This is a genomic window from Shinella sp. BE166, assembly GCF_051201095.1.
GTDB lineage: Bacteria > Pseudomonadota > Alphaproteobacteria > Rhizobiales > Rhizobiaceae > Shinella > Shinella lacus.
The window spans coordinates 19697-44260 of sequence record NZ_JBPEHL010000008.1 but is presented as its reverse complement, the minus strand read 5'-3'; the positions used below and the strand labels follow the sequence as shown (position 1 = coordinate 44260).

Here is a 24564-nt window from a genome sequence, read left to right as displayed (position 1 = left end):
TAAAAAAATGCGAGCGCCGAAACGATCCGGCGCTCGCATGATGTTTGGATCGCCGGACGCTTAGAGCGTGCGCGTGATGTGCTCCACGCGGAAGCACTCGATCGTGTCGCCGGCGCGGATGTCTTCGTAGTTCTCGAAGGCCATGCCGCATTCCTGGCCCATCGGCACTTCGGCGACTTCGTCCTTGAAACGCTTGAGCGTCTTGAGCTTGCCTTCGTGGATGACGACGTTGTCGCGTACGAGACGCACGCCGGCACCACGCTCGACCTTGCCTTCGATGACGCGGCAACCCGCGACCTTGCCGACCTTCGTGATGTTGAACACCTCGAGGATCTCGGCATTGCCGAGGAAGGTTTCGCGCCGTTCCGGCGAGAGCAGGCCCGACATGGCTGCCTTCACGTCATCCACCAGATCGTAGATGATGTTGTAGTAGCGGATTTCGAGACCGGCGCGCTCGGCGGCGGTGCGGGCCTGTGCGTTGGCACGGACGTTGAAGCCGATGATGGCCGCATTCGACGCCTCGGCGAGCGAGATATCGGATTCGGTGATGCCGCCGGCACCCGAATGCACGATGCGTGCGCGAACCTCGTCCGTGCCGAGCTTGTCGAGGGCGCCGGCAATGGCTTCGATCGAGCCCTGCACGTCGCCCTTGATGACCAGCGGGAACTCCTTGAGACCCGTGGACTGGAGCTGGCTCATCATCTGCTCGAGCGAGCCGCGCGAACCGGCCTGGCGGGCAACCTGCTTCTCGCGGGCGAGACGCAGACGGTATTCCGAGATTTCGCGGGCACGGCTTTCGTTTTCAACGACAGCAAAGCGGTCGCCGGCAGCCGGCGTGCCGGAGAGACCCAGCACTTCGACGGGCATGGAAGGCCCTGCCGACTTGACGTGTTCACCCTTGTCGTTGACGAGCGCGCGCACACGGCCCCACTGGTCGCCGGCCACGATGATCTGGCCGGGCGTCAGCGTGCCCTTCTGCACAAGAACCGTCGCGACGGCACCGCGGCCGCGGTCGAGTTCGGCTTCGACGACGACGCCCTCGGCGGTACGGTTGACGTTCGCCTTGAGGTCGAGGATTTCGGCCTGCAGCAGCACGGCTTCAAGCAGCTTGTCGAGGTTCAGGCCGTTCTTGGCCGAGACTTCGACGTCGAGCGTTTCACCACCCATCGATTCGACGAAGACCTCATGCTGAAGGAGTTGGTTGCGCACCTTCTGCGGATCGGCTTCGTGCTTGTCGATCTTGTTGATCGCCACGATGATCGGAACACCGGCCGCCTTGGCATGATTGATGGACTCGATCGTCTGCGGCATCACGCTGTCGTCGGCCGCGACCACGAGGATCGCGATGTCCGTGGCCTGCGCACCACGGGCACGCATCGCGGTAAACGCGGCGTGGCCGGGGGTGTCGATGAAGGTGATCTTGTGGCCGTTGTGCTCGACCTGGTAGGCGCCGATATGCTGCGTGATGCCGCCGGCTTCGCCGGAGACAACGCTGGTCTTGCGGATGGCGTCGAGCAGCGAGGTCTTGCCGTGGTCGACGTGACCCATGATGGTCACGATCGGCGGACGGGCTTCCAGATCGCCGTCGTCGTCCGACACGTTAAAGATGCCTTCTTCGACGTCGGATTCCGAAACGCGCTTGACGGTGTGGCCGAATTCGCCGGCGATGATTTCAGCCAGGTCGGCGTCGATCAGATCGCCGGGCTTCATCATCTGCCCTTCCTTCATCAGGTACTTGATGACGTCGACGGCGCGTTCGGACATGCGCTGCGACAGTTCCTGGATGGTGATGGTTTCCGGCAGGATGACTTCGCGCATGACCTTTTCACGGGTCTCCTGCATCTGGCTGCGCTTGAACTTCTCCTGGCGACGGCGCATGGCCGAGAGCGAACGGCCACGCTGCGTGGCGTCCTCGTCGGTCGAAGCGGTGGTCAGCGTCAGCTTGCCCTGGCGGCGGCCGTCGTCGGCCTTCGGACGGGCCGGGACCTTGGCAGGCTCCGGACGCGTGACCTTGCCACGGTTGACCGGGGCGCCGCCACGCGGGCGTGCTGCCTCTTCCTCTTCCGTCTCGCGACGGCCACGGCCGGGAACGGCTGCCGGTGTCACGGCCGGGGTGGTGCGGGTCGGCTGCGGGCGGCTGTCGGCACCTGCGGGCGCCGTAACGGCCGGCCTTGCGACAACGACCGGCTCGGCGGCAACCTCGGCCACGGCCGGGGCCGGCGAAGCGGCCTCGATGGCGCGGCGCTCGGCCTCTTCCTTCTCCAGGCGCAAACGCTCCTCTTCGGCAGCCTTCTGGCGCGCTTCCTCTTCCACCTTGCGGCGGGCCTCGTCCTCGGCGCGCTGGCGCGCTTCGGCGGCGTCGCGGATCTGCGCTTCTGCAAGCGCGCGGCGACGGGCCTCGACTTCATCGGGGGAAAGCTGGTTCAGCACGACGCCGCCGCGCGGACGGCTATGTTCCACCTGCGGCGTCTGGCGCTGCACCGGGCGCGGCTGCTGCGGCTGCGGCGCGGGCTGGCGCTGCTGCACCGGTGCAACAGGTGCTGCTACCGTGCGTTCGTCTCCCGGGCGGCTAAAATGGCGCTTCGTGCGGGTCTCGACCACGACGGCCTTCGTCCGGCCACGACCCATGTCCTGGCGAACGGTTCCCTGCTGAACCCCCGAGGGCTTCAGGCTCAGGGTCTTCTTGCCAGCCACACTGATCGTCTTGTCGTCTTCGTTGTCGGTCATTCCGTTCCGTTCCTAAGATCAGAGCCGGATGCGTATCACCAGACTCCGTCGTTCAATTGTGTTCGTCCAATGCGATTTCGGCCGGCCGAATGCCGGTAACCGCGTCATCGGTTGGTATGGCCAGCGCCACCTTTTGCCATCATTTGGCTGTCGCCCCGGTACTTTTCGAGCATGATTGCGCGCTTCACTACACCCTCACCCGCCTGCCCTGCAAGCGCTGCGGCGTGGATAAAAGCATTCTGGCCCAAAAGGCCCTCCAATTCACTCTCCGAGAAGAGCTTGAAGGACGGTATTTCCGTCTCGTCATCGCGCAGGAAGCTTGCCGCCTTGCGCGCCTGGTCAATTTTTCGCACGCCATCGGCGGCGGCATCCGTCGCGTGGAAGACCGCAAGTGCCGCCAATGCACGCACCGCCTGGTCGACCTTCGACGAACCGGTGATGAACTGGGCCGCCTTGCGCGCCATGTTCATCATGCCGCCAAGTTGGCCCGCCAGAAGACGGTCCACTTCGGCGCCGAGTTCCGCATCCGCCCTGGCTTCCGCCTTCAGCGCCCGCGAAAAAAGCTTCTTGGCGACCGCCTTGTCGACGATCGCCCGTTCGGCCTTCACCCAGCATCCACGTCCGGGGAGCTGACGCTTCAGGTCCGGCACGACATTCCCGTCCGGGCCGGCGACGAAGCGGATCAGATCATCCGCCTCACCCTTTTCGCGCGTCACGATGCACATGCGGTCGTTCACGCCGTCGTCGTCCTTCTTACCCATATAGGTCCTCGCAATTCCGTCCGCAAAACCGTTCAGACACTTTTGCTGGAATGCTCGGCCAACGGCGTCTCCAGCGCGCGGGACGCCGATTAGGCGTCCTGCTCGCCGCCTTCGACGACCGGTTCTTCCTCGGTAGCCAGGTCCTCTTCCGTGATCCAGCCAACCGCAAGGCGGGCCTGAACGACCATGGCTTCGGCTTCGGCGCGCGAGACTTCGAGCTTCGAGAACAGGCCCTCGAACTTCTTCGTCTCGCCGTCCTTGCGTTCCGACCAGCCGACGAGATCGTCAGCCGCGCAGCCCGCAAAGTCTTCCATGGTCTTGATACCGTCCTCGCCGAGCGCGACGAGCATCTGGCCCGTCATGCCGTCGATCTGGCGCAGCTCGTCGGCAACGCCGAGTTCCTTGCGCTTGGCATCCATCTCGGCCTCGATGCGGTCGAGATATTCGCGGGCACGCGTCTGGATTTCCTGGGCCGTGTCTTCGTCGAAACCGTCGATCGAGGCGATTTCGTCGAGATCGACATAGGCAAGCTCTTCGACAGCAGCAAAGCCTTCGGAGGCCAGAACCTGGCCGACCATCTCGTCGACGTCGAGCGAATCCATGAACAGGTTGGTGCGCTCGTTGAATTCCTTCTGGCGGCGCTCGGACTCTTCGGCTTCCGTCAGGATGTCGATATCCCAGCCGGTGAGCTGCGAGGCGAGGCGCACGTTCTGGCCGCGGCGGCCGATGGCGAGCGAAAGCTGCTCGTCCGGCACGACGACTTCGATGCGTTCCGCATCCTCATCCAGAACGACCTTGGCGACTTCCGCCGGCTGAAGGGCGTTGACGATGAAGGACGCCGGATCCTGCGACCACGGAATGATGTCGATCTTCTCGCCCTGGAGCTCGCCGACAACGGCCTGGACGCGCGAACCGCGCATACCGACGCAGGCGCCGACCGGATCGATCGAACTGTCGTTCGAGATGACGGCGATCTTGGCGCGCGAACCCGGATCACGAGCAACGGACTTGATCTGGATGATGCCGTCGTAGATTTCCGGCACTTCCATGGTGAAGAGCTTCACCATGAACTGCGGATGGGTACGCGACAGGAAGATCTGCGGACCGCGCTGCTCGCGGCGCACATCGTAGACGAAGGCGCGAACGCGGTCGCCGTAGCGCATGTTCTCGCGCGGGATCATCTCGTCGCGGCGGATAATGCCTTCGCCACGGCCGAGATCGACGATGACGTTGCCGTATTCGACGCGCTTGACCGTGCCGTTGACGATCTCGCCGATGCGATCCTTGTATTCGTCGAACTGGCGGTCACGCTCGGCTTCGCGCACCTTCTGCACGATGACCTGCTTGGCCGACTGGGCGGCAATGCGGCCGAAATCCATCGGCGGCAGCGGATCGGCGATGAAGTCGCCGAGCTTGGCGTCCGGGTTGCGGTCGCGGGCAAGCTCCAGCGGGATCTGCGTCGAATAATCCTCGGCCTTCTCGACGACTTCCAGCAGGCGCTGGAGGCGGATTTCGCCGGTCTTGGAATTGATGTCGGCGCGGATGTTCGATTCCGTGCCGTAACGCGAGCGGGCCGCCTTCTGGATGGCGTCGGCCATCGCGGCAAGCACGATCTCGCGGTCGATGACCTTTTCACGGGCCACGGCATCCGCGATCTGCAGAAGCTCAAGCCGGTTCGCACTGACTGCCATTGTCTCAGGTCTCCATGATCAAGCCGGGGCGAAGCCTCCGGTTCCGTCCTCTCCGTTTCGCCCGCATCGGGGGCAAAACGCACTCACACATTCATTCGTCGTCTTCGACTTCGTCGTTCTGGTTCGCGGCCTGCGCGGCCTTCGCCTTCTTGTCGGCGGTCAGCGCGTCGCGGATCAGGTCGTCGGTCAGGATCAGCTTACCCTCGGCAAGCGCCGTGAACGGGATGACGACCGAAGGCTCCTCGCCATAGGCGGGCTGGTCCCGCTCCAGCGTAAAACCGTTTTCGTCGGCGGCGACGATCTTGCCGCGGAAGCGCTTGCGGCTGTCGACGAGGATCGACGTCTCGCACTTCACCAGGTGGCCAAGCCAGCGCGTGAAATCCGACTTGCGGACCATCGGCCGGTCGATGCCGGGCGACGACACTTCGAGATGATACGCCTTGTCGATCGGATCCTCAACGTCAAGCACCGGCGAGACGGCCATCGAGACCTTCTCGCAATCCTCGACGGTCATCGTACCATCCGGCCGCTCGGCCATGATCTGCAGGGTCGCGCCATTCTGCGCCGAAAGGCGAACGCGCACCAGCCGGTAGCCGATCTGCTCGATGCTCGGCTCGATGATCTCGGCGACGCGCCGGTCGAGACCGGTCTCGACGATCAGGCGCGGCTCGACGGCCGCATTTTCTGTCTGGGTCGTGTCGTTCATGACATGCCCTCCCGGGATAGTCGTTATCATGCGCTCGATCGGGGCAATAAAAAAGAGCGGGTCCTCGCGGGCCCACTCTTCATCTGACGATCAAGAATTTGAGGGTGATATAGACGCTCTCGCCCGCAATTGCAAGTTCGGCTTCCCAGGCCCGTTTTTCGCCCGGCTTCGACTTGCCGCATTCCCCTGATGGGCTAGATTGCTCGTAACGCTGCGTCGAGAATGAGTGCCTGCCCGTGCCAGACCGGACATCCCCCCTTGCCCCCTTCCGGAACGAAACCTTTCGGCTGATCTGGGCGGCAAGCCTGGTCTCCAACTTCGGCGGGCTCATCCAGGCCGTCGGTGCCGCGTGGATGATGGCCTCGATCTCGTCTTCTGCCAACATGGTAGCGCTGGTGCAGGCCTCGACCTCGCTGCCGATCATGCTTTTCTCCGTCGCCGCCGGTGCGCTCGCCGACAATTTCGACCGGCGCAAGCTGATGCTGACCGCCCAGTGTTTCATGCTGACGGTGGCGATCGCGCTGACGCTCTGTACCTGGTACGGCGTCATCACGCCCTGGCTGCTGTTGACCTTCACCTTCCTGCTCGGCTGCGGCACGGCGCTGAACAACCCGGCCTGGCAGGCCTCCGTCGGGGACATGGTGCCACGCGAGGATTTGCCCGCCGCCGTCTCCCTCAACAGCATGGGCTTCAACCTCACCCGCAGCGTCGGCCCCGCCATCGGCGGCGCGATCGTCGCGGCTGCGGGCGCGGCAGCCGCCTTTGCGGCAAATGTGCTGAGCTACTTTGCCCTCCTCTTCGTGCTCTTTCGCTGGAAGCCGGCCATTCCGCCGCGCACGCTGCCGCGCGAGGATTTCATCCGCGCCATCTCGGCCGGCCTGCGCTACGTCTCGATGTCGCCGAACATCGGCAAGGTGCTCCTGCGTGGCTTCGCCTTCGGCCTCGCGACAAGCTCCATCCTTTCACTGCTGCCCCTGATTGCGCGCGACCTCGTCTCCGGCGGGCCGCTGACCTACGGCGTGCTGCTCGGCTGTTTCGGGCTCGGCGCCATCGGCGGCGCGCTGATGAATGCGCGGCTGCGCGAACGCTTCACCAGCGAGACCATCGCCCGCCTCGCCTTCACCGGCTTTGCCGTCAGCGCGAGCGTTTCCGCCATCAGCACTTCGGCGTTTCTGACCGGTGCCGTGTTGCTGGTTGCCGGGGGCTCCTGGGTCATGGCGCTCTCGCTGTTCAACACGACCGTGCAGCTTTCGACGCCGCGCTGGGTGGTGGCCCGGGCGCTCTCGCTCTATCAGACGACGACCTTCGGCGGCATCGCGGCGGGAAGCTGGATTTGGGGCACGACGGCGGACACGCACGGGGCGCAGACAGCGCTTCTCGCCTCCGCCGTGGTGATGATCGCCGGTGCGGCGCTCGGCCTGCGTTTCGCGCTGCCGGAATTGCAGAGCCTCAATGTCGATCCGCTCAACCGCTTCAGCGAGCCGGACCTGCCGCTCGACCTGAAGCCGAGAAGCGGCCCGATCGTCATCCTGATCGACTACGAGATCGCCGAGGGCGACATTCCGGACTTCCTGGAGGCGATGACGGAGCGGCGGCGCATCCGCATCCGCGACGGCGCCGGACAATGGGCGCTGATGCGCGATCTCGAAAACCCGACCGTCTGGACCGAGACCTACCATGTGCCGACCTGGGTGGAATATGTGCGCCACAACCAGCGCCGCACGCATGCGGATGCCGCCAATGGCGAGAAGCTGAACCAGCTGCACAGCGGCGCCGAGCCGCCCCGCGTCCACCGCATGATCGAGCGACAGACGATCATCCCGCACGAATACGAGCGGTTCAAGCAGCAGGTCGAAATTCACTAATCAGCGAAGTTTCGTCTTCACCAAGGCATCCGGATAGCAGGTGGGCGCGAGGCCGGCTTTTGCCTGCCAGTCACCCAGCGAGCGGCGCGTCTTGTAGCCCGGCAGCCCATCGACCTTGCCGACGTCATAGCCCTTGGCGACCAGCGCCTTCTGCATGGCGAGCACATCCGAGCGCAGCATCTTGCCGACATCGCCCCATTCGCCGCGGAAAGGGCCGCTGCCATAGGCGATGCGATCGGCGAGATTGCCGATGAAGAGGGCGTAGAGGTCGGAGTTGTTGTATTCCTTGAGCATATAGAAATTCGGCGTGACGATGAATTCCGGCCCATGCGTGCCGGCCGGCACCAGCATCATGCCGGAGGCCTTTGCCTCGCCGGAGGAAAAGCCCTTGCCGGAAACGCGCGTGATGCCGGTCGATGCCCAGGCCGAGATCGGTTTTTCAAGATCCGGTCCCTCCTGCGCGCAGGAGACGCCCGCCGGGATCGTGACCTCGTAGCCCCAGCCGCGGCCCGCCTGCCAGCCCTTCTTGGCGAGGTAGTTGGCGATCGACGCCAGGCTATCCGGCACCGAACCCCAGATGTCGCGCACGCCATCGCCATCGAAATCGACGGCATATTGCAGGAAGCTCGTCGGCATGAACTGCGGCTGGCCGAGCGCACCCGCCCACGACCCCTTCAGTTGCGCCACCGTCCGGTCGCCACCATCGACGATATGGAGCGCTGCGATGAGCTCCTTGCGGAACATGTCCTTGCGCGTCGACATGAACGCTTTCGTCGCGAGAACTTCCACCGCCGAATAGGGGATCTTCGCGCTGCCGAAGCCGGATTCGCGGCCCCAGATCGCGACCACGATCTCGCCCGGAACGCCGAAGCGCTGCTCGACCTTGCGCAGCGTCGCGGCATGGGTTTTCGCAAGGCTGCTGCCCCGCCCCGCCAGCCCTTGCAGGCGCTTTTCGGAGAAATAGGCGCCGGGCGAGGAGAATTCCGCCTGGCTCTGCGACTGTTCCTTCTTGGGCTTAGAGCCGGGCGGCACGAGATCGGGCAGGTCCCAATTGAGCGTCACGCCCTCCATCGCCGCGCGAAAGGTCTTCTCGCTGACGCCGGTTTTTTGCGCGGCCGGCCAGAGGTCCTTGTCGATCCAGGCCCGGAACATCTTTTCGACTTCGCCCTTGGAGGCGGCGTGGGCGGGCATGGAAAAACCAAGCGGGATCAGCGCACAGACGACGGCGGCCTTGATGGCATTGCGAATGGTCAGCATGGGTCTCCCTCAGATCGCCGTGCGGGCGCGCAAAGCGGCCGTCAATGTTCCTTCGTCGAGATAATCGAGCTCGCCGCCGACCGGCACGCCGTGGGCGAGCCGTGTGATCTTCACGTTGAGGCCGGAGAGCTGGTCGGTGATATAGTGGGCCGTCGTCTGGCCCTCGACGGTGGCGTTGACCGCGATGATCAGTTCCCGCACGCCGCCCTTCGCCACCCGGTCGACGAGACCGCGGATGTTGAGGTCGTCGGGGCCGATGCCGTCGAGCGGCGAGAGCGTGCCGCCGAGCACATGGTAGGCAGCGTTCATCGCCGCGGCGCGTTCCAGCGCCCAGAGGTCGGAGACGTCCTCGACGACGATGATCACCGTATGGTCGCGGCGCACGTCCGTGCAGACGGTGCAGGGATCGCTGGTATCGACATTGCCGCAGCACGAGCAGATGCGCACCTTGCGATGCGCCTCGCCCATCGCGTCGGCGAGCGGCCCGAGCAACTGGTCCTTCTTCTTGACGAGATGCAGCGCCGCGCGGCGCGCCGAACGGGGCCCGAGGCCCGGCACTTTCGCCAGGAGCTGGATCAGTTTTTCGATTTCGGGGCCGGTGACTCGTTTTGCCATTGCCGGTATCTAGCCCATATCCAGGGGAAACGGAATCTCGGGAGTTCGACGCGTGATCAAAATCCTCGCCGTGTGCACGGGCGTCGCCCGCCCGGTCCCTGGCAAAAGCTACAAGACCGGCATTTTCAAGACGCCCACCGATGCGGCTATCATGGTGGACCGCGAAGGCCTGCTCGGCGATGCGATCTGCAACAAAAAGCATCATGGCGGGCCGGAACAGGCGGTCTACGGCCTCGGCTCGATCGACCTCGACTGGTGGTCGAAGGAACTCGGCCGGACGATCGAACCCGGAACCTTCGGCGAAAACCTCGTCATCGAGGGCGTCGACAGCCGCGCGGTCTCCGTCGGCGACCGGTTCGAGACGGAGAGCGTGCTGATGGAGGTGACCTCCACCCGCATTCCCTGCAACACGCTGACCGCGCGCATGGGCGACCCGGGTTTTGCCAAACGCTTCATGCAGGCCGGTCGGCCGGGTTTTTATTGCCGCGTGCTGCGCGACGGCGTGGTTCAGGCCGGTGACGCGGTGACCTACACGCCGTTCGACGGCGAGCCGGTCTCGATGCCGGAGCTTCTGCGCACCTATGGCCGGAACCTGCCGGAGGACGACCGGCTGCGCTATCTCGCGGCCCCCATCAACGACAAGCTGCGGGCCGCGCTGACCGGCTGATCAGCGGGCGGCAATTGCCGCCGCCGCACCCGCCATGGTGCCACCGCTGACGCGGTTGGCGATGCGCACGGCGCGCGGGCTTTTCAGGAACAGGCGCGCGCGGGAGGCGAGGAACACCCAGGCAAGGTCGATCGCCACCAGCACGACGAACATCGTCACGACCAGTTCCACCCAGCCGACCAGCGTGACGGCGCCGAGATCGATGATCGCCGGCAGCAGCGCCACGTAGAACATCATGATCTTTGGATTGCCGAGCGTCACCGTCAGCCCGGCGAAGAACAGTTTCAGGCCGGAACGCGCCTCGGGAAGCGCTGCTTCGTCCGCATCGGTCGGGGCGAACCACATCTTCCAAGCGAGGTAGAGCAGATAGGCGACGCCGAACCATTTGATGGCGACGAAGGCGGCGTGGAAGGTCTCGGCAATCGCGGCGAGGCCGAGCACGGCGCAGGTGAGCCAGATGCCCTCGCCGATCCACATGGCGGCGAGGAAGGGAAACACGTCCCTGGCGCCACGCGACAGCACGCGGGCGACCAGCGCCGCGATGCTCGGACCGGGCGAGCCCGCCGCCATCATCAGCGCGCCGGCGAAGACAAGCAGGGTCATCAGGCTCATCGAAATCCTCCTCGAAAAAACCCGACCTTATAGAATCAGAACGGCAGTTTGAAGCCGGGCGGGATCGGCAGGCCGGCGGTGAGCGCCTTGGTCTTTTCGGCGGTCAGGGCCTCGGCCTTGTCCTTGGCGTCCTTGTGGGCGGCGACGATCAGGTCTTCGAGGATTTCGACGTCGTCTTCCTTGAACAGCGACGGATCGACCTTCAGGCCCTTGAGGTTGCCCTTGCCGTCGAGCGTGACCGAGACGAGGCCGCCGCCGGAGGTGCCGGCGACTTCGAGCGCCGCGATCTCCTCCTGCATCTTCTCCATCTTGGCCTGCATTTCCTTGACCTTGCCCATCATGCCCATGATGTCGCGCATCGGTCTCTCCTCTTTTTATTGACTGTCAGGTTTCGATATCGTCGCCGGGCAGGATGTCGCCCTCGGCGGATTCCGCGACGGCCGCGACCTCGACGGTCTCCGGCTCGTCTTCCGTTTCCTGCACCTTGATGCGCACGTCGGTGATCTTGGCGCCCGGGAAGCGCTGCAGGATCGCCGCCACGTCCGGGTCCTGGCGCGCATCGGCGACGCGTGCTTCCTGCGCCTGGGATTCGGCTTCCGACAGGGTCGGGCCGCCGGCTTCGCGCGACAGGATCACCATCCAGCGCGCGCCGGTCCATTCCTGCAGGCGGTTCTGGAGGTCGGGCACCAGCGATTTCGGCGCATCATTGGCAAGGCTGATTTCCAGCCGTCCGGCCTCCACGCTGACCGGCCGCACGAAGGCGCGAACCAGGGCGCGCAGCCGGATGTCGCGGTTCTTGGTGCAGAGATCGGCGACATCGGAGAGGGACTTGACCGGCACCAGCGGCACCACCGCCGGCTGCTCGGCCGGCACGGGCTCGATGCGGCCGACCGGTTCGGGCGCGGGATCGGCCTGCGGCACGGGGCGCAGCATGGTCACGGTCGCGCCGCCCGACTGGGCGCGCTGGGCCGGGGCGTCCGGCTGCCGCGATATGGCCGAAACGGCGGCCGCCTGCGACGTCGGCTGGCCGCCATTGCCGCTGTAACCGCCGGATTGCGGGGCGCGGGCGCCCTCACTGCCGGAAAACTCGGCGAGGCGGCGGGCGGCGTCTTCCGGCGAGGGCAGATTGGCGGCATGCGCGAGACGGATGATGACCATTTCGGCGGCACCGGCCGGGCGGCTGGAGGATTCCGTTTCCGGAATGCCCTTCAGCAGCATCTGCCACATGCGCGACAGCGCAGTCACCGCGATGGAATTGGCGAATTCGACGCCGCGCACGCGCTCGATCTCGCTCAGCGACTGGTCGCCGGTGGCATCGGGCACATATTTCATGCGGGTGACGAGATGGGTGAAATCGGCAAGGTCCGTCAGCACGACGGGCGGGCTGGCGCCCGCCTCGTATTGCGCGGCGAACTCGGCAAGGGCCGACGCGGCGTCGCCTTTCACGATATGCTCGAAGAGATCAACGATGCGGGCGCGGTCGGCAAGGCCAAGCATGGAGCGTACGGCATCTACCTCGACGCGGCCGCCGCCATGCGCGATCGCCTGGTCGAGCAGCGAGAGGCCATCGCGGGCGGACCCTTCGGCGGCGCGCGCGATCATGGCGAGCGCGTCGGCCTCGGCCTCCACGCCTTCCTTGCCGAGAATGGTGGTGAAGAGGCCGACGAGATCGGAGGCATCGATGCGGCGCAGGTCGAAACGCTGGCAGCGCGACAGCACGGTGATCGGGACCTTGCGGATTTCCGTCGTCGCGAAGATGAACTTGACGTGCTCCGGCGGCTCTTCCAGCGTCTTCAACAGGCCGTTGAAGGCTTGGGTCGAGAGCATGTGCACTTCGTCGATGATGTAGACTTTATAACGCGCCGAAACCGGGCGGTAGCGCACCTGCTCGATGATCTCGCGGATGTCGTCGATGCCCGTATGCGAGGCGGCGTCCATCTCGATGACGTCGACATGGCGGCCTTCCATGATCGCCTGGCAATGTTCGCCGGGCACACGAAGGTCGATCGTCGGGCGGTCGATCTGCGGGGTCTTGTAATTCAGCGCGCGGGCGAGGATGCGGGCGGTGGTCGTCTTGCCGACGCCGCGAACGCCCGTCAGCATATAGGCCTGCGCGATGCGCCCAGTCTCGAACGCGTTGGTCAGCGTGCGGACCATCGGTTCCTGGCCGACCATCAGGTCGGAGAAATCCTTGGGGCGGTATTTTCGCGCGAGCACCCGGTAGGCGGCGGGCTTTTCGCTGGACGGATTTTTGATGTCGTCGCTCATCGACCCTGCCGTTAATCAAATGTCTGTCCCGACAGGACGGCCAGAAGCAGGACGGTAAGGTGGGAGGCTGGCACGATGACCCGTGCCGGGCTCGTTGGGGCTGCTTCCTTCCGGACCTGACCCGGTTGGCGAGTGGCTCGTCCACCACCAACCTCCCGTCCCCCATATCGGCAATATTCCAACCGAATGCAAGCGCGAGCGACAAAAAACTATTGGGGGAATTTCGATGCCATGGCATGACTCTCTTCCATGATCGCAATTCCGGACGCAAAACCGCAGCGCCCTTTTGCTGGAGTTGCTCATAACAAGCATGCCGGAGGCCCCCGTGAGCGAATTTCGACCCGATGAACGGCTGGCGCGCGACAGCGATCTCCTGACGAAGATCGGCCTGTGCGAACTGCGCCTGATGAAGGATGGCCGCTGGCCCTGGCTGGTGCTGGTGCCGCAGCGCCCGGATGTCAGCGAGATTTTCGACCTGACGCCGCTCGACCAGACCATGCTCGCCTTCGAGACGACGCTGGTGGCCGAGGCGCTGAAGGCCGCGACAGGGGCGACGAAGATCAATACCGGCGCGCTCGGCAATATCGTGCGTCAGCTTCACGTCCATGTCATCGCGCGCAGCGAAGGTGACCCGAACTGGCCCGGCCCCGTCTGGGGCTACGGCGCCGCCGAACCCCGCTCGGCCGACGACACCAAGGCCTTTGCAGCCAAGATCCTGGACGCGCTCTCGCCATGAAGCCATCGCTTTTCGATCTCTACCGCCCGCATCCCGAACCGAGCACCATGGTCGCCTTTGCGGAAAACAGCCTCGACCGCCAGTCGGAGCACCGCGCACCCGACTGCCTGGAGCAGGCCTTCAAGGCCGAGACGGTGCATGCCTTTGCGCTCGCCGGCGGCAAGCTCGTCGTCAAGCATGACGAGAAGATCATCGACCCGCTGTTTGCGCCCTACGAGCTTGCCGAACTCGACCCGATCCCGGAAGAATCCATCCTTCTCGGCTACCTGAAGAACGGCGAGCCGCGGCTGGCGATCCCCGTGCGCGCCGATCCCGATACCTTGCAGGAACCGCTGAAGGCCACCGACGGGCGAACGCTCTATCGCCAGCAGATGCTCGATGACGACCTGCTCGGCCAGTTCGCGCAGGCCTCCAGCCTGATGACCTGGAACGGCAACAACCGCTTCTGCGGCAAGTGCGGCTCACCGACGCGCTCGGAGATCGGCGGTTACCGCCGGGTCTGCGAGGCGTGCAGCCACACGATCTTTCCGCGCACCGACCCGGTCGCGATCATGCTTGTCATCGATATCGAGCGCGACCTGTGTCTCCTCGGCCGCTCGCCGCACTTTCCGGAAGGCATGTATTCGTGCCTCGCCGGTTTCCTTGAACCCGGCGAGACGATCGAGCACACGGTGCGCCGCGAGACCTTCGAGGAATCCGGCATCAAGGTCGGCCGCGTGCGCTACCACGCCTCGCAGCCCTGGCCGATGCCGCATTCGCTGATGATCGGCTGCTACGGCGAGGCGATCTCCTTCGAGATCCACCGCGACGACAAGGAACTGGAAGATTGCCGCTGGTTCACCCGCGAGGAAACCGCGGCGATGATCGAGCGCAGCGCCTCCTCGGGCGTCGCCCCCGGTTCCACCACCCCGCCGCCGAAGGGTGCCATCGCGCACCGGCTGATGCGCGACTGGCTGGATTGGAAGGGTTAGAAAGCACTCCGCATCGGGTGCGCCCGGTAGGTGCCGAGGATGCGGACCTTTTCGGAGAAGAAACGCAGCTCTTCCAGCGCCTGGCGGACATGCGGCTCGTCCGGATGGCCTTCGATATCGGCATAGAACTGCGTGGCGATGAACTTGCCGCCGATCTGGTAGCTTTCGAGCTTCGTCATGTTGATGCCGTTCGTCGCAAAACCGCCGAGCGCCTTGTAGAGGGCGGCCGGGATGTTGCGCACATTGAAGACGAAGGTGGTGACGACGATGTCGTCGCCGCTCTGCTCCGCCTTCTTCTCGTCGCGCGACAGCACGACGAAACGCGTCATGTTGCTTTCGGTGTCCTCGACATTTTCCTGAAGGATCGACAGGCCGTAGAGATCGGCGGCAAGCCGCGGGGCAAGGGCCGCCATGGAGCGGTCGCCGGTTTCCGCCACCAGCTTTGCCGCGCCCGCCGTATCGCCGGCGATCACCGGCTTCCAGCCGTTGAGGCGAACGATCTTGCGGCACTGGCCGAGCGCATGGATATGGCTGTGCACCGTGCGGATCTCATCCTTCGTCACGCCCGGCAGCACCATAAGCTGGAAGCGGATCGGCATGAAATATTCGCCGACGATGTGCAGGCGCGATTCCGGCAACAGGTGATGGATATCGGCGACGCGGCCGGCGATCGTGTTCTCGATCGGGATCATGCCGAGGTCCGCATCGCCGTTCTCCACGGCGAGAAAGGCATCCTCGAAGGTCTGGCAGGGCAGCGGCTCCATGTTCGGGAACATGTCGCGGCTCGCCATGTCCGAATTGGCGCCGAACTCGCCCTGGAAGGCGATCTTGTTGGTCTTCATGATCATGACGGTTCGCCTCAGACTGGGTTGGCCGCGAGGATGGCGCGGGCTTTTTCGAGGTCGGCCGGGGTATCGACGCCGAGCGGCACGGTATCGACGATCTCGGCATCGATGCGCATGCCGGCTTCGAGCGCCCGAAGCTGCTCCAGCGATTCGCGCTTTTCCAGCGTCGAGGGCTTCAGCGCGACGAAGGCTTCGAGCGCCTTGCGGCGGTACGCATAGAGGCCGATGTGGTGATAGAGCGGCCCCTTGCCGTGCGGCGCGGTCGCGCGCGTGAAATAAAGCGCGCGCAGGCGGCTGTCGCTGAGCGGCGAGCCGACGATCTTCACGACGTTCGGATTGGTCTTCTCTTCCTCGTCGCTGATCTCGGTCGTCAGCGTTGCGATGTCGGTCGAGGCGTTTTCCAGCGGGCGAAGGGCGGCGCGGATCGTTTCCGGGTCGATCGTCGGCAGATCGCCCTGCACGTTGATGATGATCTCGGCGCGGCCCTCCGGGTCGCTCTTGGTCAGCGCCTCGTAGATGCGGTCGGAGCCGGACTGGTGATCGACCCGGGTCATCACCGCCTCGAAGCCCGCTGCCACGACAGCGTCAAAAATATCCGTATGATCGACGGCCACGACGACACGGCCCACATCGGCCGCGGCGGCCCGGCGGGCCACCTGGACGATCATCGGCAGGCCGGCAATATCGGCCAGCGGCTTGCCCGGAAGCCGCGTCGAGGCCATGCGCGCCGGAATGAGGACGAGGGTCGTGTCAAAATTGGCGGGTTTCATCTCAGGCCCTTCAAAACCCCCGGGAAAAGTGTCAAAACGTCTCAGTGCGGGGGCTACAATCACTGTTGCAACGAAGCAGCAAAAGACATAGGTTCCGCGCGATTTCAAGACTGGCCGGCGCATGTCCGCTGGTTCCTAGGGGAGCGTTTGGATGAACTCTTATGTGAACATGGGCGTGGGTGCCCTATTGGGCACCGTCTTCGTACTGATGTCCGTGTCGATCGCTTCTGAAGGCATTTTCCACTCGGCGCACCCCGAGAAGGAAGGTTTTGCCATCGTGGCCGAGGAGACCGGCGGCGAGGAAGCGGGCGGCGACGCCCCCGCAGCTGTTCCGATCGCAACCCTGCTCGCCACCGCCGATGCCGGCGCCGGCGAAACCGTCTTCAAGAAATGTGCGAGCTGTCACACCCCAGAGAAGGGCGGACCGAACAAGGTCGGACCCGGTCTCTGGGACATCGTGAACCGCCCGATCGCTTCGCATGAAGGCTTCAGCTATTCCGCCGGCATGACCACCTTCTCCGAAGGCCACAAGGTCGTGTGGGACTATGACCACCTGAACTTCTTCCTCGAAGCACCGAAGAAGCACGTTCCGGGCACCGCCATGGGCTTTGCCGGTCTCAAGAAGAACGACGAGCGCGCCAACCTGATCGCCTACCTGCGCACGCTTTCCGACAGCCCGGCCGCCCTGCCGACCGCGTCGAACGAAGGCGCTGCCGCCACGACCGAGGGTGCAACCACCACCGAAGGTGCAGCTCCCGCCGATGGCACGGCGACGACCACCGAGGGTGCAGCCCCGGCGGATGGCGGCGCTGCCACCACGACGACCGAAGGGACGGCACCGGCCGAAGGCACGACCACCGAAGGCACCACGGAAAAGCCGGCTCAATAAGCGGCCGCATCCGAGACGACAAAAACCCGGCCTTTGCGCCGGGTTTTTTGTTGCCGTCAGGTCAGCAGCCAAGCCCAGAAGGAAACGGTGAAGACGCCGAGCGCCGTCGTCATGGTTATCGTCGAGGAGGCGAGCGCATGGCCGACGCCGAAATGGTTGGCGAGCAGCCAGGCATTGACGCCCGTCGGCACCGAGGAGGTCAGCACCATCGCGGCCGTCCATTCCGGGCTGAGGCCCAAAAGCCGGCAGGCGACATAGACGCAGCCCGGCAACAATACGAGCTTGAGGCTGGTCATGGCGAGCGCGATGCCGGCATTGCCGCCGACCTTGTACTTGTTGAGCGCCATGCCGATCGAGACGAGGGCCGCGGGTGCCGCCGTCGCGGCGAGCTGGTCGACCACCACCTTGACCGGCCCCGCGAGTGGCACGCCGCCCACATGGAACAGCGCGCCGGCCGCAAGGCCGATGACCAGAGGATTGCGCACGAGGCTCTTGCCGATGCCGAGCAGCAGGGCGCCGAAACGCTGCGGCTCGCGCGTGCCGCTCTTGCGCTCCGCACGCTCCATCAGCACGGTGCCGGCGATCATCATGACCGGCAGGTGTACGGAGAGCAGCACGGAGATCGCCACCAGCCCGTCCTCACCCACGATGCGCGAGACGAGCGGCAGGCCGATGAAGACCGTGTTGGCGAAGGCAGAGGAGACGCCGGCAAGCACGCCGATCCGCCGGTCGCGCTTGAAGCCGAGCGTCGCCACCAGATGGGCGATGGTCCAGGTGACTGCGACGCCGGCGAAATAGGCGAGCCAGATGCGCAGCGGCGATTCGCCGGCAAAATCCGCCTCGGCAATCGTGCGGAACAGCAGCACCGGAACCGCCACGCGGAAGACGAATTCGCCAAGCCCCTCGCCCAGTTCCTCCCGCAGATAGCGGGTACGCACGAGCACCCAGCCGATCAGGATCAGCGCGAAGATGGGCAAGACATTGAGGGCGACGTCCGACATGAAACCGTCCGGAAAACAGGGAATGAGAGACGACGGACAGCCGCCCTGGAGCAATTCCAGCAAAACTCCGTAGGGGTTTTGCGTCCGGAATTGCGTAAAAACAAAAAGATAGAGCATTTTCGCGTTTCGGAGAAAAGCGGAAATGCTCTAAAGGCTTCATGGGTAGGCCAAACGTCGGGGAGGGTCCAGCGCGAGGCCGGCGCAAGGGCGCACCGCAAATGAAAAAAGCGAGGGTTATCCCCCCGCTTCCTCATCCCGACCTGGCCGGGGAAGTGCTTCGCGCGGTGCCAGTACATCCGTGGTCACTGCTGTGCGAAACACGACTTTCGTGTCTGACGAGGTTCTACCGAGCCGCTATTACAGCGGTATGACAGAGGAATGCCCGTCGATGAAAACAAGTCTGCGCGCATATGGTTAACAAAAGGTTAACGCGCCGAAGGGCAAAATTTTCGCATTTCCGGCGATTGAACGGCGGATCTGAAACGTCTTCCCCCTGGTTCCATGCGCCACCCCCTTCCGGCTTCCCCGACGCGCCCTGTCTTTCGATTGACAAGCCGATCGCGGGTCTGGACAGTGGCGGCGGCAACGAGACGGGCAGCGTTAGAGCATTTCCGCTTTTCTTCGAAGCGCGCAAACGCCCTAACGCTTGGTTTTTACGCAATTCCGGACGCAAAACCGCGTTTTGCACTTTTGCTGGAATTGCTTGAGGAGGACTTGATGTCTATGCGCGCATTCTTCGGTTTCTCGGCACTTCTTCTTATGGCCGTGGCCTCCCCTCCCCTTCCCGCCAGCGCCCAAGAGACGCGCACTGTCGTGACGACGGAAAACCGCGATTATTTCGGCTTTGATCTGCGCACCGTGCAGGATGTGACGCTGGACCAGTGCAAGGCAGACTGCGTCGACGACCTCTCCTGCCGCGCCTTCACCTACAATCCCAAGGTGAAATGGTGCTTCCTGAAGAGCGATTTCAACCAGCTCAACCCCTTCCAGGGCGCGATTGCCGGCAAGATCGTCAAGGCGGACACGGCTGCAGACATCGGCGCGCCGGCCGCCCTGCCGTTCATTACCGAATATATGATGAGCGACGCCCGCTCCTTCCGCAACGGCCTGTCGCTTGCCGCCGACCAGCAGGGCCAGGGTGCCGAAAGCCTCGCCTCGCTCGGCCGCATCGAGACGGCATCCGGCCGGTTCGACTATGCGCTGACCGCTTTCAGGGGTGCCCTCTCGCTCGCGCCGGACGACTACTATCTCTGGATGGAGACGGCCGAGTCGATGGCGCGCGCCTTCAACAACAGCTATCTCGCAAGCCAGGGCGCGCTCGCCGCCATCAACGCCTATGAGCTCTCGCGCACGACAGAGACCCGCGCCAGGGCGCTCGCCGTGCTTGCCGACACGCTCGACAAGTCGAGCAACTACCGCGCCGGCATCAACGCCTACAAGGCGAGCCTGGACCTGAAGGACGACGTCGCGGTGCGCTCGGCCTATCTGGGTCTTCGCGCGCGCCAGGGTTTCCGCATCGTCAACCACACGATCGATTCGGATAGCGCGACACCGCGCGCCTGCGTCGAGTTCTCCGAGCCGCTCGTCAAGTCGGGTGCCGACTACGCCTCCTTCGTCACGCTGGATGGCGCGGCACCCAAGGCCGTGGAAGCCAAGGACCGGCAGATCTGCGTCGAGGGCCTGACCCATGGCCAGCGCTACAAGATCGCCTTCCGCCCCGGCCTGCCGTCGGCCGTCGACGAGCCGCTGGCATCCATGGTCGATCTCGACATCTACGTGCAGGACCGCGCCTCCATGGTGCGCTTCACCGGCGACAGCTTCGTGCTGCCGGGCAGCGCGCGCCGCGGCATCCCGATCGTCTCGGTCAACACCGACAGCGCCGACCTGAAGCTCTACCGCGTGGGCGACCGCGCCATCGCTTCGCTCCTCGCCGACAGCCAGTTCCTGACGCAGCTCGACGGCTATTCGGCCGAGCGCATCGAAAGCCAGAGCGGCCAGCTCGTCTGGCAGGGCAAGATCGACATCTCGCCGGAGCTCAACAAGGACGTCGTGACCAGCTTCCCGGTCGACGAGGCGCTGCCGGAGCGCAAGCCCGGCGTCTACGTGCTGACCGCCGCCGCCTCGAACGGCCGCACCAACGAATGGGAGGCGAAGGCCACCCAGTGGTTCGTCGTCTCCGACGTCGGCCTTACCACCTATGCCGGCACGGACGGCCTCAACGTCTTCGCCCGCTCGCTGGACAGTGCAGCGCCCATCGACGGCGTCGAACTCCAGCTGATCGCCAAGAACAACGAGGTGCTCGGCACCGCGACGACCGATGCGGACGGCCGCGCGACCTTCACCGCCGGCCTGATGCGCGGCACCGCCGCGATGACGCCCGCCGTGATCCTCGCGAAAAAGGGCGATTCGGACTTCGTCTTCCTCGACATGACGCGCGCCGGCTTCGACCTCTCCGACCGGGGCGTCACCGGCCGCCCGGCACCGGGCGCCATCGACGTGCTCGCCTGGACCGAACGCGGCATCTACCGCGCCGGCGAGACGGTGCATGCGACGGCGCTTGCCCGCGACATCGAGGCGAATGCCGTCGAGAAACTGCCGCTCACCTTCGTCTTCAACCGGCCGGACGGCGTGGAAGACCGCCGCATCGTCAGCGATGGCGCGGCCCTCGGCGGCCATGCCGTGGACCTGCCGTTGCAGGCCAACAGCATGCGCGGCACCTGGACCATGCAGGTCTATACCGACCCGAAGGGTACGGCGATCGGCGAAAAGCAGTTCCTCGTCGATGACTTCGTGCCGGATCGCATCGAATTCGACATGACGAGCGAGGCCAAGGCCATCGAGACCGGCGTTCCGGCGCAGGTGTCCGTGGAAGGCCGCTATCTCTACGGCGCGCCTGGTGCTGGCCTGGAAATCGAGGGCGATGTCACGCTGAAGCCGACGCGCGCGGACCCCGCTTTTCCCGACTACGTCTTCGGCTTGGCCGATGAAGAGGCGATCGAGGCCAGCAGCACGGCGCTGGAAGGCCTCGACGTGCTCGACGACGACGGCAAGGCGACCTTCGATGTCAATGTCACCGACCTGCCCGCGACGACGCAGCGCCTCGAAGCGCTCGTGACGCTGCGCATGACGGAAGCCGGCGGGCGCGCCGTTGAGCGTTCGCTCACCCTGCCGGTCAAGGCGACCGGCCCGATGATCGGCGTCAAGCCGGAGTTCAAGGACGAGCTTACGGAAAACAGCGTCGCGAATTTCAACGTCATCGCTGTTGGTGCCGATGGCGCCAAGCAGGCGATGCAGGGCATGCCCTGGAAGCTGCTCGCCGTCGAACGGAACTACCAATGGTATCGCGACGGCAGCTCGTGGCGTTATGAGCCGGTGCTTTCGACCAAGCAGCTGGCAAACGGTACTGTCGATGCCACCGCGGATGGCGGCCAGATCTCGGTTCCCGTCACCTGGGGCCGCTACCGCCTGGAAGTCGAAAGCGCCGAGCCGGACGGCCCGGCCACCAGCATCGAGTTCGATGCCGGCTGGTACGTCGCCGCCACCTCGACGGAAACGCCGGACGCACTGGAAATCTCGCTCGACAAGGAAAACTACGCTGTCGGCGACACGGCCAAGCTGAAGATCTCGCCGCGCCATGCCGGCCAGGTTCTCATCACCATTGGCGCCGAAAGCCTGATCGCCACCCAGACCGCCGCGATCGGCGCCGAGGGCGGCGAGGTGGACATCCCGATCACCAAGGAATGGGGCCCCGGCTCCTACGTCACCGCAACGCTGTTCCGCCCCGGTGCGGACCGTGAAAGCCGCATGCCGATGCGCGCGATCGGCATCACCTGGCTGAAGGTCGACCCCGCAGAGCGCAAGCTCAACGTTGCGCTCGACGTGCCAGAAAAGACACTGCCGCGCCAAGCGCTCGACATTTCGCTCCAGGTTTCCGGTGCGGGCGCCAACGAGGACGCCTATGTCACGGTTGCGGCCGTCGATGTCGGTATCCTCAACCTCACCCGCTATGAAGCGCCCGATCCGGCCGGCTGGTACTTCGGCCAGCGCCGCCTCGGCATGGAAATCCGCGACCTCTACGGCCGCCTGATCGACGGCTCGCTCGGTGCTACCGGGCGGCTGCGCACCGGCGGCGACGGCGGCGAAGGCGCTCTGCAAGGCAACCCGCCAACCGAAAAGCTCGTCGCCTTCTTCTCCGGCCCCGTGAAGCTCGATGCCGAGGGCAAGGCCAAGGTCAGCTTCGACATTCCGCAGTTCAACGGCACCGCCCGCCTCATGGCCGTCGCCTGGACGAAGACCGGTGTCGGCAGCGCCACGAAGGATGTCATCATCCGCGACCCGGTCGTCGTGACCGCCAGCCTGCCGAAGTTCCTCTCCCCCGGGGACCGCGCAGACCTGAGGCTGGACATCGCCAACACGGATGCGCCGGCCGGCGACTACACGGTCGAGATCACGCACAATGCCTCGGTGATGGTCGAGCAGACCGGCGCCGGCCAGACGCTGCGTCTTGAACCCGGCGCAAAGTCCGCGCTCACCCTGCCGCTGATCGGCGGCGAGGTCGGCGACGGCGTCGTCACCGTGAAGCTCTCGAACGGTGCCGGCATGTCGCTCGAACAGGCGCTCAACATTCCGGTGCGCCCGGCCGCCATGCCGATCACCACGCGCCGGCCGATCGAGATCGCCGCAAACGGCAGCCTGACGATCGACGACCAACTGCTCGCCGACAGCCAGCTTGCCGGCGCCTCCGTCAGCCTCAGCGTGTCGCGCGCTGCCGCCTTCGACATCCCGGCACTGCTGATGGCGCTCGACCGTTACCCCTATGGCTGCGCCGAGCAGACGACGAGCCGGGCGCTGCCACTGCTCTATCTCAGCGAGCTCTCCAAGCAATCCGGCCTGCCGGAGGACACGGAGACGCAGAAGCGCGTGCAGGATGCGATCTACCGCGTGCTCGCCTATCAATCCTCCTCGGGCAGCTTCGGCCTCTGGGGTCCGGGCTACGGCGATCTCTGGCTCGATTCCTTCGTCACCGACTTCCTGACGCGGGCCCGCGAACAGAAGTTCGACGTGCCGGAGCAGGCCATGCTGCAGGCGCTCTCCAACCTGCAGAATGCCATCTCCTACGACGTCAATGTCACCAACCAGGGCAACGAGATCGCCTATGCGCTCTACGTGCTCGCCCGCAACCGCAAGGCCGCGATCAGCGACCTGCGCTACTACGCCGACACGAAGCTCTCGGAGTTCTCCTCGCCGCTGTCGCGCGCGCATCTTGCCGCGGCCCTCGGCCTCTATGGCGATGCCCAGCGTTCGATGACGATCTTCTCGAATGCCCTCGGCCTCTCGCGTGACAGCATCCTGAACGCCAGCCTCTCGCGCAACGACTATGGTTCGTCGCTGCGTGACGGGGCCGCCGTCCTGGCGCTCGCCGCCGAAGCCCGGCCGGTTCCGGATATCATTCCGCAGCTAACGAAGATCGTCGCCAAGCAATGGGAAGAAAAGCGCTGGACCAGCACGCAGGAACAGACCTGGATGCTGCTCGCCGCGCGCTCCGTGAAGGATGCCGACAAGGACCTGAAGCTTGAAATCAACGGCGTCGCCCGCGATGGCGGCTATGCCGCGCAGATGACCGGCAAGGCGCTGCTCGAAAACCCGCTGACGGTCGCCAACCGCACCGGTGAGCCGGTCTCGGCCGTGCTCACCACCGTCGCAGCGCCGGTCGATCCGCTGCCGGCCGGCGGCGACGGCTTTGCCATCGAGCGCACCTACTACACGCTCGACGGCGAGGAGGCGAACGTTTCCGAAGCGACGCAGAATGAACGTTATGTCGTGGTGCTGAAGGTGACAGAGAGCAATGACTGGCCGTCGCGCATCATCATCACGGACCTGCTGCCGGCCGGCTTCGAAATCGACAATCCGAGCCTCGTCGACAGCGCGAAACTGGCGAATTTCGACTGGGTCGGCGAGATCGAGCCGGCGCATACGGAGTTCCGCTACGACCGCTTCGTGGCTGCCTTCAACCGCAGCGGGGGCGATACCCGCGAAGTGACGCTTGCCTATGTCGTGCGCGCCGTCACTCCCGGCACCTACGATCACCCGGCCGCGCAGGTGGAGGACATGTACCGTCCGCAATACTCCGCCCGCACGGCGACCGGCCGCATGCAGGTCGTCAAGGCCGAATAAGAGGATCGG

Annotated in this window: 18 protein-coding genes and 1 other RNA gene; 6 read left to right on the top strand and 13 right to left on the bottom strand. The window is 65.0% G+C overall.

The window, feature by feature from the left end; genetic code table 11:
• Nucleotides 1-60 precede the first annotated feature (60 nt).
• The 4 genes from infB to rimP all read right to left on the bottom strand — a co-directional run bounded on the left by infB (nt 61) and on the right by rimP (nt 5885).
• Nucleotides 61-2727: a translation initiation factor IF-2 gene (gene infB, locus J2Y63_RS19895; RefSeq protein WP_435267519.1), complete on the bottom strand. Its 2667-nt coding sequence runs from the start codon at nt 2725-2727 to the stop codon at nt 61-63.
• Between the two features lie 104 nt (nt 2728-2831).
• Nucleotides 2832-3488: an RNA-binding protein gene (locus tag J2Y63_RS19890; RefSeq protein WP_256117841.1), complete on the bottom strand. Its 657-nt coding sequence runs from the start codon at nt 3486-3488 to the stop codon at nt 2832-2834.
• An 89-nt stretch (nt 3489-3577) separates the two neighbouring features.
• Nucleotides 3578-5179: a transcription termination factor NusA gene (nusA, locus tag J2Y63_RS19885; RefSeq protein ID WP_435267518.1), complete on the bottom strand. Its 1602-nt coding sequence runs from the start codon at nt 5177-5179 to the stop codon at nt 3578-3580.
• Nucleotides 5180-5270: 91 nt separating this feature from the next.
• The gene (gene rimP / locus J2Y63_RS19880; protein WP_256117843.1) at nt 5271-5885 is read right to left on the bottom strand and encodes a ribosome maturation factor RimP; all 615 of its coding nucleotides are present in this window, start codon (nt 5883-5885) and stop codon (nt 5271-5273) included.
• Nucleotides 5886-6121: 236 nt separating this feature from the next.
• Here rimP and J2Y63_RS19875 point away from each other — a divergent pair, with 236 nt between their 5' ends.
• Nucleotides 6122-7750 (top strand): MFS transporter, encoded by a 1629-nt coding sequence (locus J2Y63_RS19875; protein WP_435267517.1) that lies wholly within the window; start codon nt 6122-6124, stop codon nt 7748-7750.
• Here J2Y63_RS19875 and J2Y63_RS19870 read toward each other — a convergent pair whose 3' ends face one another.
• Entirely contained in the window at nt 7751-8941 is a 1191-nt protein-coding gene (locus tag J2Y63_RS19870) for a lytic murein transglycosylase (protein ID WP_435267671.1), read from the bottom strand. It lies immediately after the preceding gene.
• Nucleotides 8942-9016: 75 nt separating this feature from the next.
• Nucleotides 9017-9622 (bottom strand): recombination mediator RecR, encoded by a 606-nt coding sequence (recR, locus tag J2Y63_RS19865; protein WP_435267516.1) that lies wholly within the window; start codon nt 9620-9622, stop codon nt 9017-9019.
• Nucleotides 9623-9677: 55 nt separating this feature from the next.
• Between recR and J2Y63_RS19860 the strand changes: the two genes are divergently transcribed.
• Complete coding sequence (locus J2Y63_RS19860) at nt 9678-10289, top strand: MOSC domain-containing protein (RefSeq protein ID WP_435267670.1); 612 nt, start codon at nt 9678-9680, stop codon at nt 10287-10289.
• On the opposite strand, the gene J2Y63_RS19855 is transcribed toward J2Y63_RS19860, so the two are convergent.
• The 4 genes from J2Y63_RS19855 to ffs all read right to left on the bottom strand — a co-directional run bounded on the left by J2Y63_RS19855 (nt 10290) and on the right by ffs (nt 13325).
• The gene (locus J2Y63_RS19855) at nt 10290-10901 is read right to left on the bottom strand and encodes a LysE family translocator (protein ID WP_435267515.1); all 612 of its coding nucleotides are present in this window, start codon (nt 10899-10901) and stop codon (nt 10290-10292) included. It lies immediately after the preceding gene.
• A gap of 35 nt (nt 10902-10936) precedes the next feature.
• The gene (locus J2Y63_RS19850; RefSeq protein ID WP_256117849.1) at nt 10937-11260 is read right to left on the bottom strand and encodes a YbaB/EbfC family nucleoid-associated protein; all 324 of its coding nucleotides are present in this window, start codon (nt 11258-11260) and stop codon (nt 10937-10939) included.
• A 25-nt stretch (nt 11261-11285) separates the two neighbouring features.
• Nucleotides 11286-13169 (bottom strand): DNA polymerase III subunit gamma/tau, encoded by a 1884-nt coding sequence (locus tag J2Y63_RS19845; protein ID WP_435267514.1) that lies wholly within the window; start codon nt 13167-13169, stop codon nt 11286-11288.
• 59 nt (nt 13170-13228) lie between these two features.
• Nucleotides 13229-13325: signal recognition particle sRNA small type (gene ffs / locus J2Y63_RS19840), an RNA gene on the bottom strand.
• Nucleotides 13326-13479: 154 nt separating this feature from the next.
• On the opposite strand from ffs, the gene J2Y63_RS19835 reads away from it, so the two are divergent.
• Nucleotides 13480-13905, top strand: a complete 426-nt coding sequence (locus J2Y63_RS19835; protein ID WP_256117852.1) for an HIT domain-containing protein — start codon at nt 13480-13482, stop codon at nt 13903-13905.
• Entirely contained in the window at nt 13902-14876 is a 975-nt protein-coding gene (gene nudC / locus J2Y63_RS19830) for an NAD(+) diphosphatase (RefSeq protein WP_256117853.1), read from the top strand. Before J2Y63_RS19835 ends, nudC begins: the two co-directional genes overlap by 4 nt.
• Here nudC and J2Y63_RS19825 read toward each other — a convergent pair.
• Both J2Y63_RS19825 and J2Y63_RS19820 read right to left on the bottom strand, forming a co-directional pair.
• Nucleotides 14873-15724, bottom strand: a complete 852-nt coding sequence (locus J2Y63_RS19825) for a prephenate dehydratase (protein WP_256117854.1) — start codon at nt 15722-15724, stop codon at nt 14873-14875. The genes nudC and J2Y63_RS19825 overlap by 4 nt on opposite strands.
• Before the next feature lie 11 nt (nt 15725-15735).
• On the bottom strand, nt 15736-16491 hold the full coding sequence (locus J2Y63_RS19820; protein WP_256117855.1) for a 3-deoxy-manno-octulosonate cytidylyltransferase: 756 nt from the start codon (nt 16489-16491) through the stop codon (nt 15736-15738).
• A 151-nt stretch (nt 16492-16642) separates the two neighbouring features.
• Between J2Y63_RS19820 and J2Y63_RS19815 the strand changes: the two genes are divergently transcribed.
• Nucleotides 16643-17380, top strand: coding sequence for a c-type cytochrome (locus tag J2Y63_RS19815; RefSeq protein ID WP_435267513.1), 738 nt, complete (start codon nt 16643-16645; stop codon nt 17378-17380).
• Between the two features lie 56 nt (nt 17381-17436).
• Here J2Y63_RS19815 and J2Y63_RS19810 read toward each other — a convergent pair whose 3' ends face one another.
• Nucleotides 17437-18381, bottom strand: coding sequence for an AEC family transporter (locus J2Y63_RS19810; RefSeq protein ID WP_435267512.1), 945 nt, complete (start codon nt 18379-18381; stop codon nt 17437-17439).
• Nucleotides 18382-19104: 723 nt separating this feature from the next.
• Between J2Y63_RS19810 and J2Y63_RS19805 the strand changes: the two genes are divergently transcribed.
• Complete coding sequence (locus J2Y63_RS19805; protein WP_435267669.1) at nt 19105-24555, top strand: MG2 domain-containing protein; 5451 nt, start codon at nt 19105-19107, stop codon at nt 24553-24555.
• The last annotated feature ends 9 nt before the right edge of the window (nt 24556-24564 follow it).

Bases quoted from the DNA above. Each gene is read 5' to 3' on its own strand.
- J2Y63_RS19890 (WP_256117841.1), bottom strand. From the start codon at position 3,488: ATGGGTAAGAAGGACGACGACGGCGTGAACGACCGCATGTGCATCGTG.
- infB (WP_435267519.1), bottom strand. From the start codon at position 2,727: ATGACCGACAACGAAGACGACAAGACGATCAGTGTGGCTGGCAAGAAG.
- J2Y63_RS19820 (WP_256117855.1), bottom strand. From the start codon at position 16,491: ATGAAACCCGCCAATTTTGACACGACCCTCGTCCTCATTCCGGCGCGC.
- J2Y63_RS19815 (WP_435267513.1), top strand. From the start codon at position 16,643: ATGAACTCTTATGTGAACATGGGCGTGGGTGCCCTATTGGGCACCGTC.
- nudC (WP_256117853.1), top strand. From the start codon at position 13,902: ATGAAGCCATCGCTTTTCGATCTCTACCGCCCGCATCCCGAACCGAGC.
- J2Y63_RS19855 (WP_435267515.1), bottom strand. From the start codon at position 10,901: ATGAGCCTGATGACCCTGCTTGTCTTCGCCGGCGCGCTGATGATGGCG.
- rimP (WP_256117843.1), bottom strand. From the start codon at position 5,885: ATGAACGACACGACCCAGACAGAAAATGCGGCCGTCGAGCCGCGCCTG.
- J2Y63_RS19810 (WP_435267512.1), bottom strand. From the start codon at position 18,381: ATGTCGGACGTCGCCCTCAATGTCTTGCCCATCTTCGCGCTGATCCTG.
- J2Y63_RS19850 (WP_256117849.1), bottom strand. From the start codon at position 11,260: ATGCGCGACATCATGGGCATGATGGGCAAGGTCAAGGAAATGCAGGCC.
- recR (WP_435267516.1), bottom strand. From the start codon at position 9,622: ATGGCAAAACGAGTCACCGGCCCCGAAATCGAAAAACTGATCCAGCTC.
- J2Y63_RS19870 (WP_435267671.1), bottom strand. From the start codon at position 8,941: ATGCCCGCCCACGCCGCCTCCAAGGGCGAAGTCGAAAAGATGTTCCGG.
- J2Y63_RS19805 (WP_435267669.1), top strand. From the start codon at position 19,105: ATGCGCGCATTCTTCGGTTTCTCGGCACTTCTTCTTATGGCCGTGGCC.
- J2Y63_RS19845 (WP_435267514.1), bottom strand. From the start codon at position 13,169: ATGAGCGACGACATCAAAAATCCGTCCAGCGAAAAGCCCGCCGCCTAC.
- J2Y63_RS19825 (WP_256117854.1), bottom strand. From the start codon at position 15,724: ATGATCATGAAGACCAACAAGATCGCCTTCCAGGGCGAGTTCGGCGCC.
- nusA (WP_435267518.1), bottom strand. From the start codon at position 5,179: ATGGCAGTCAGTGCGAACCGGCTTGAGCTTCTGCAGATCGCGGATGCC.
- J2Y63_RS19835 (WP_256117852.1), top strand. From the start codon at position 13,480: ATGCCGGAGGCCCCCGTGAGCGAATTTCGACCCGATGAACGGCTGGCG.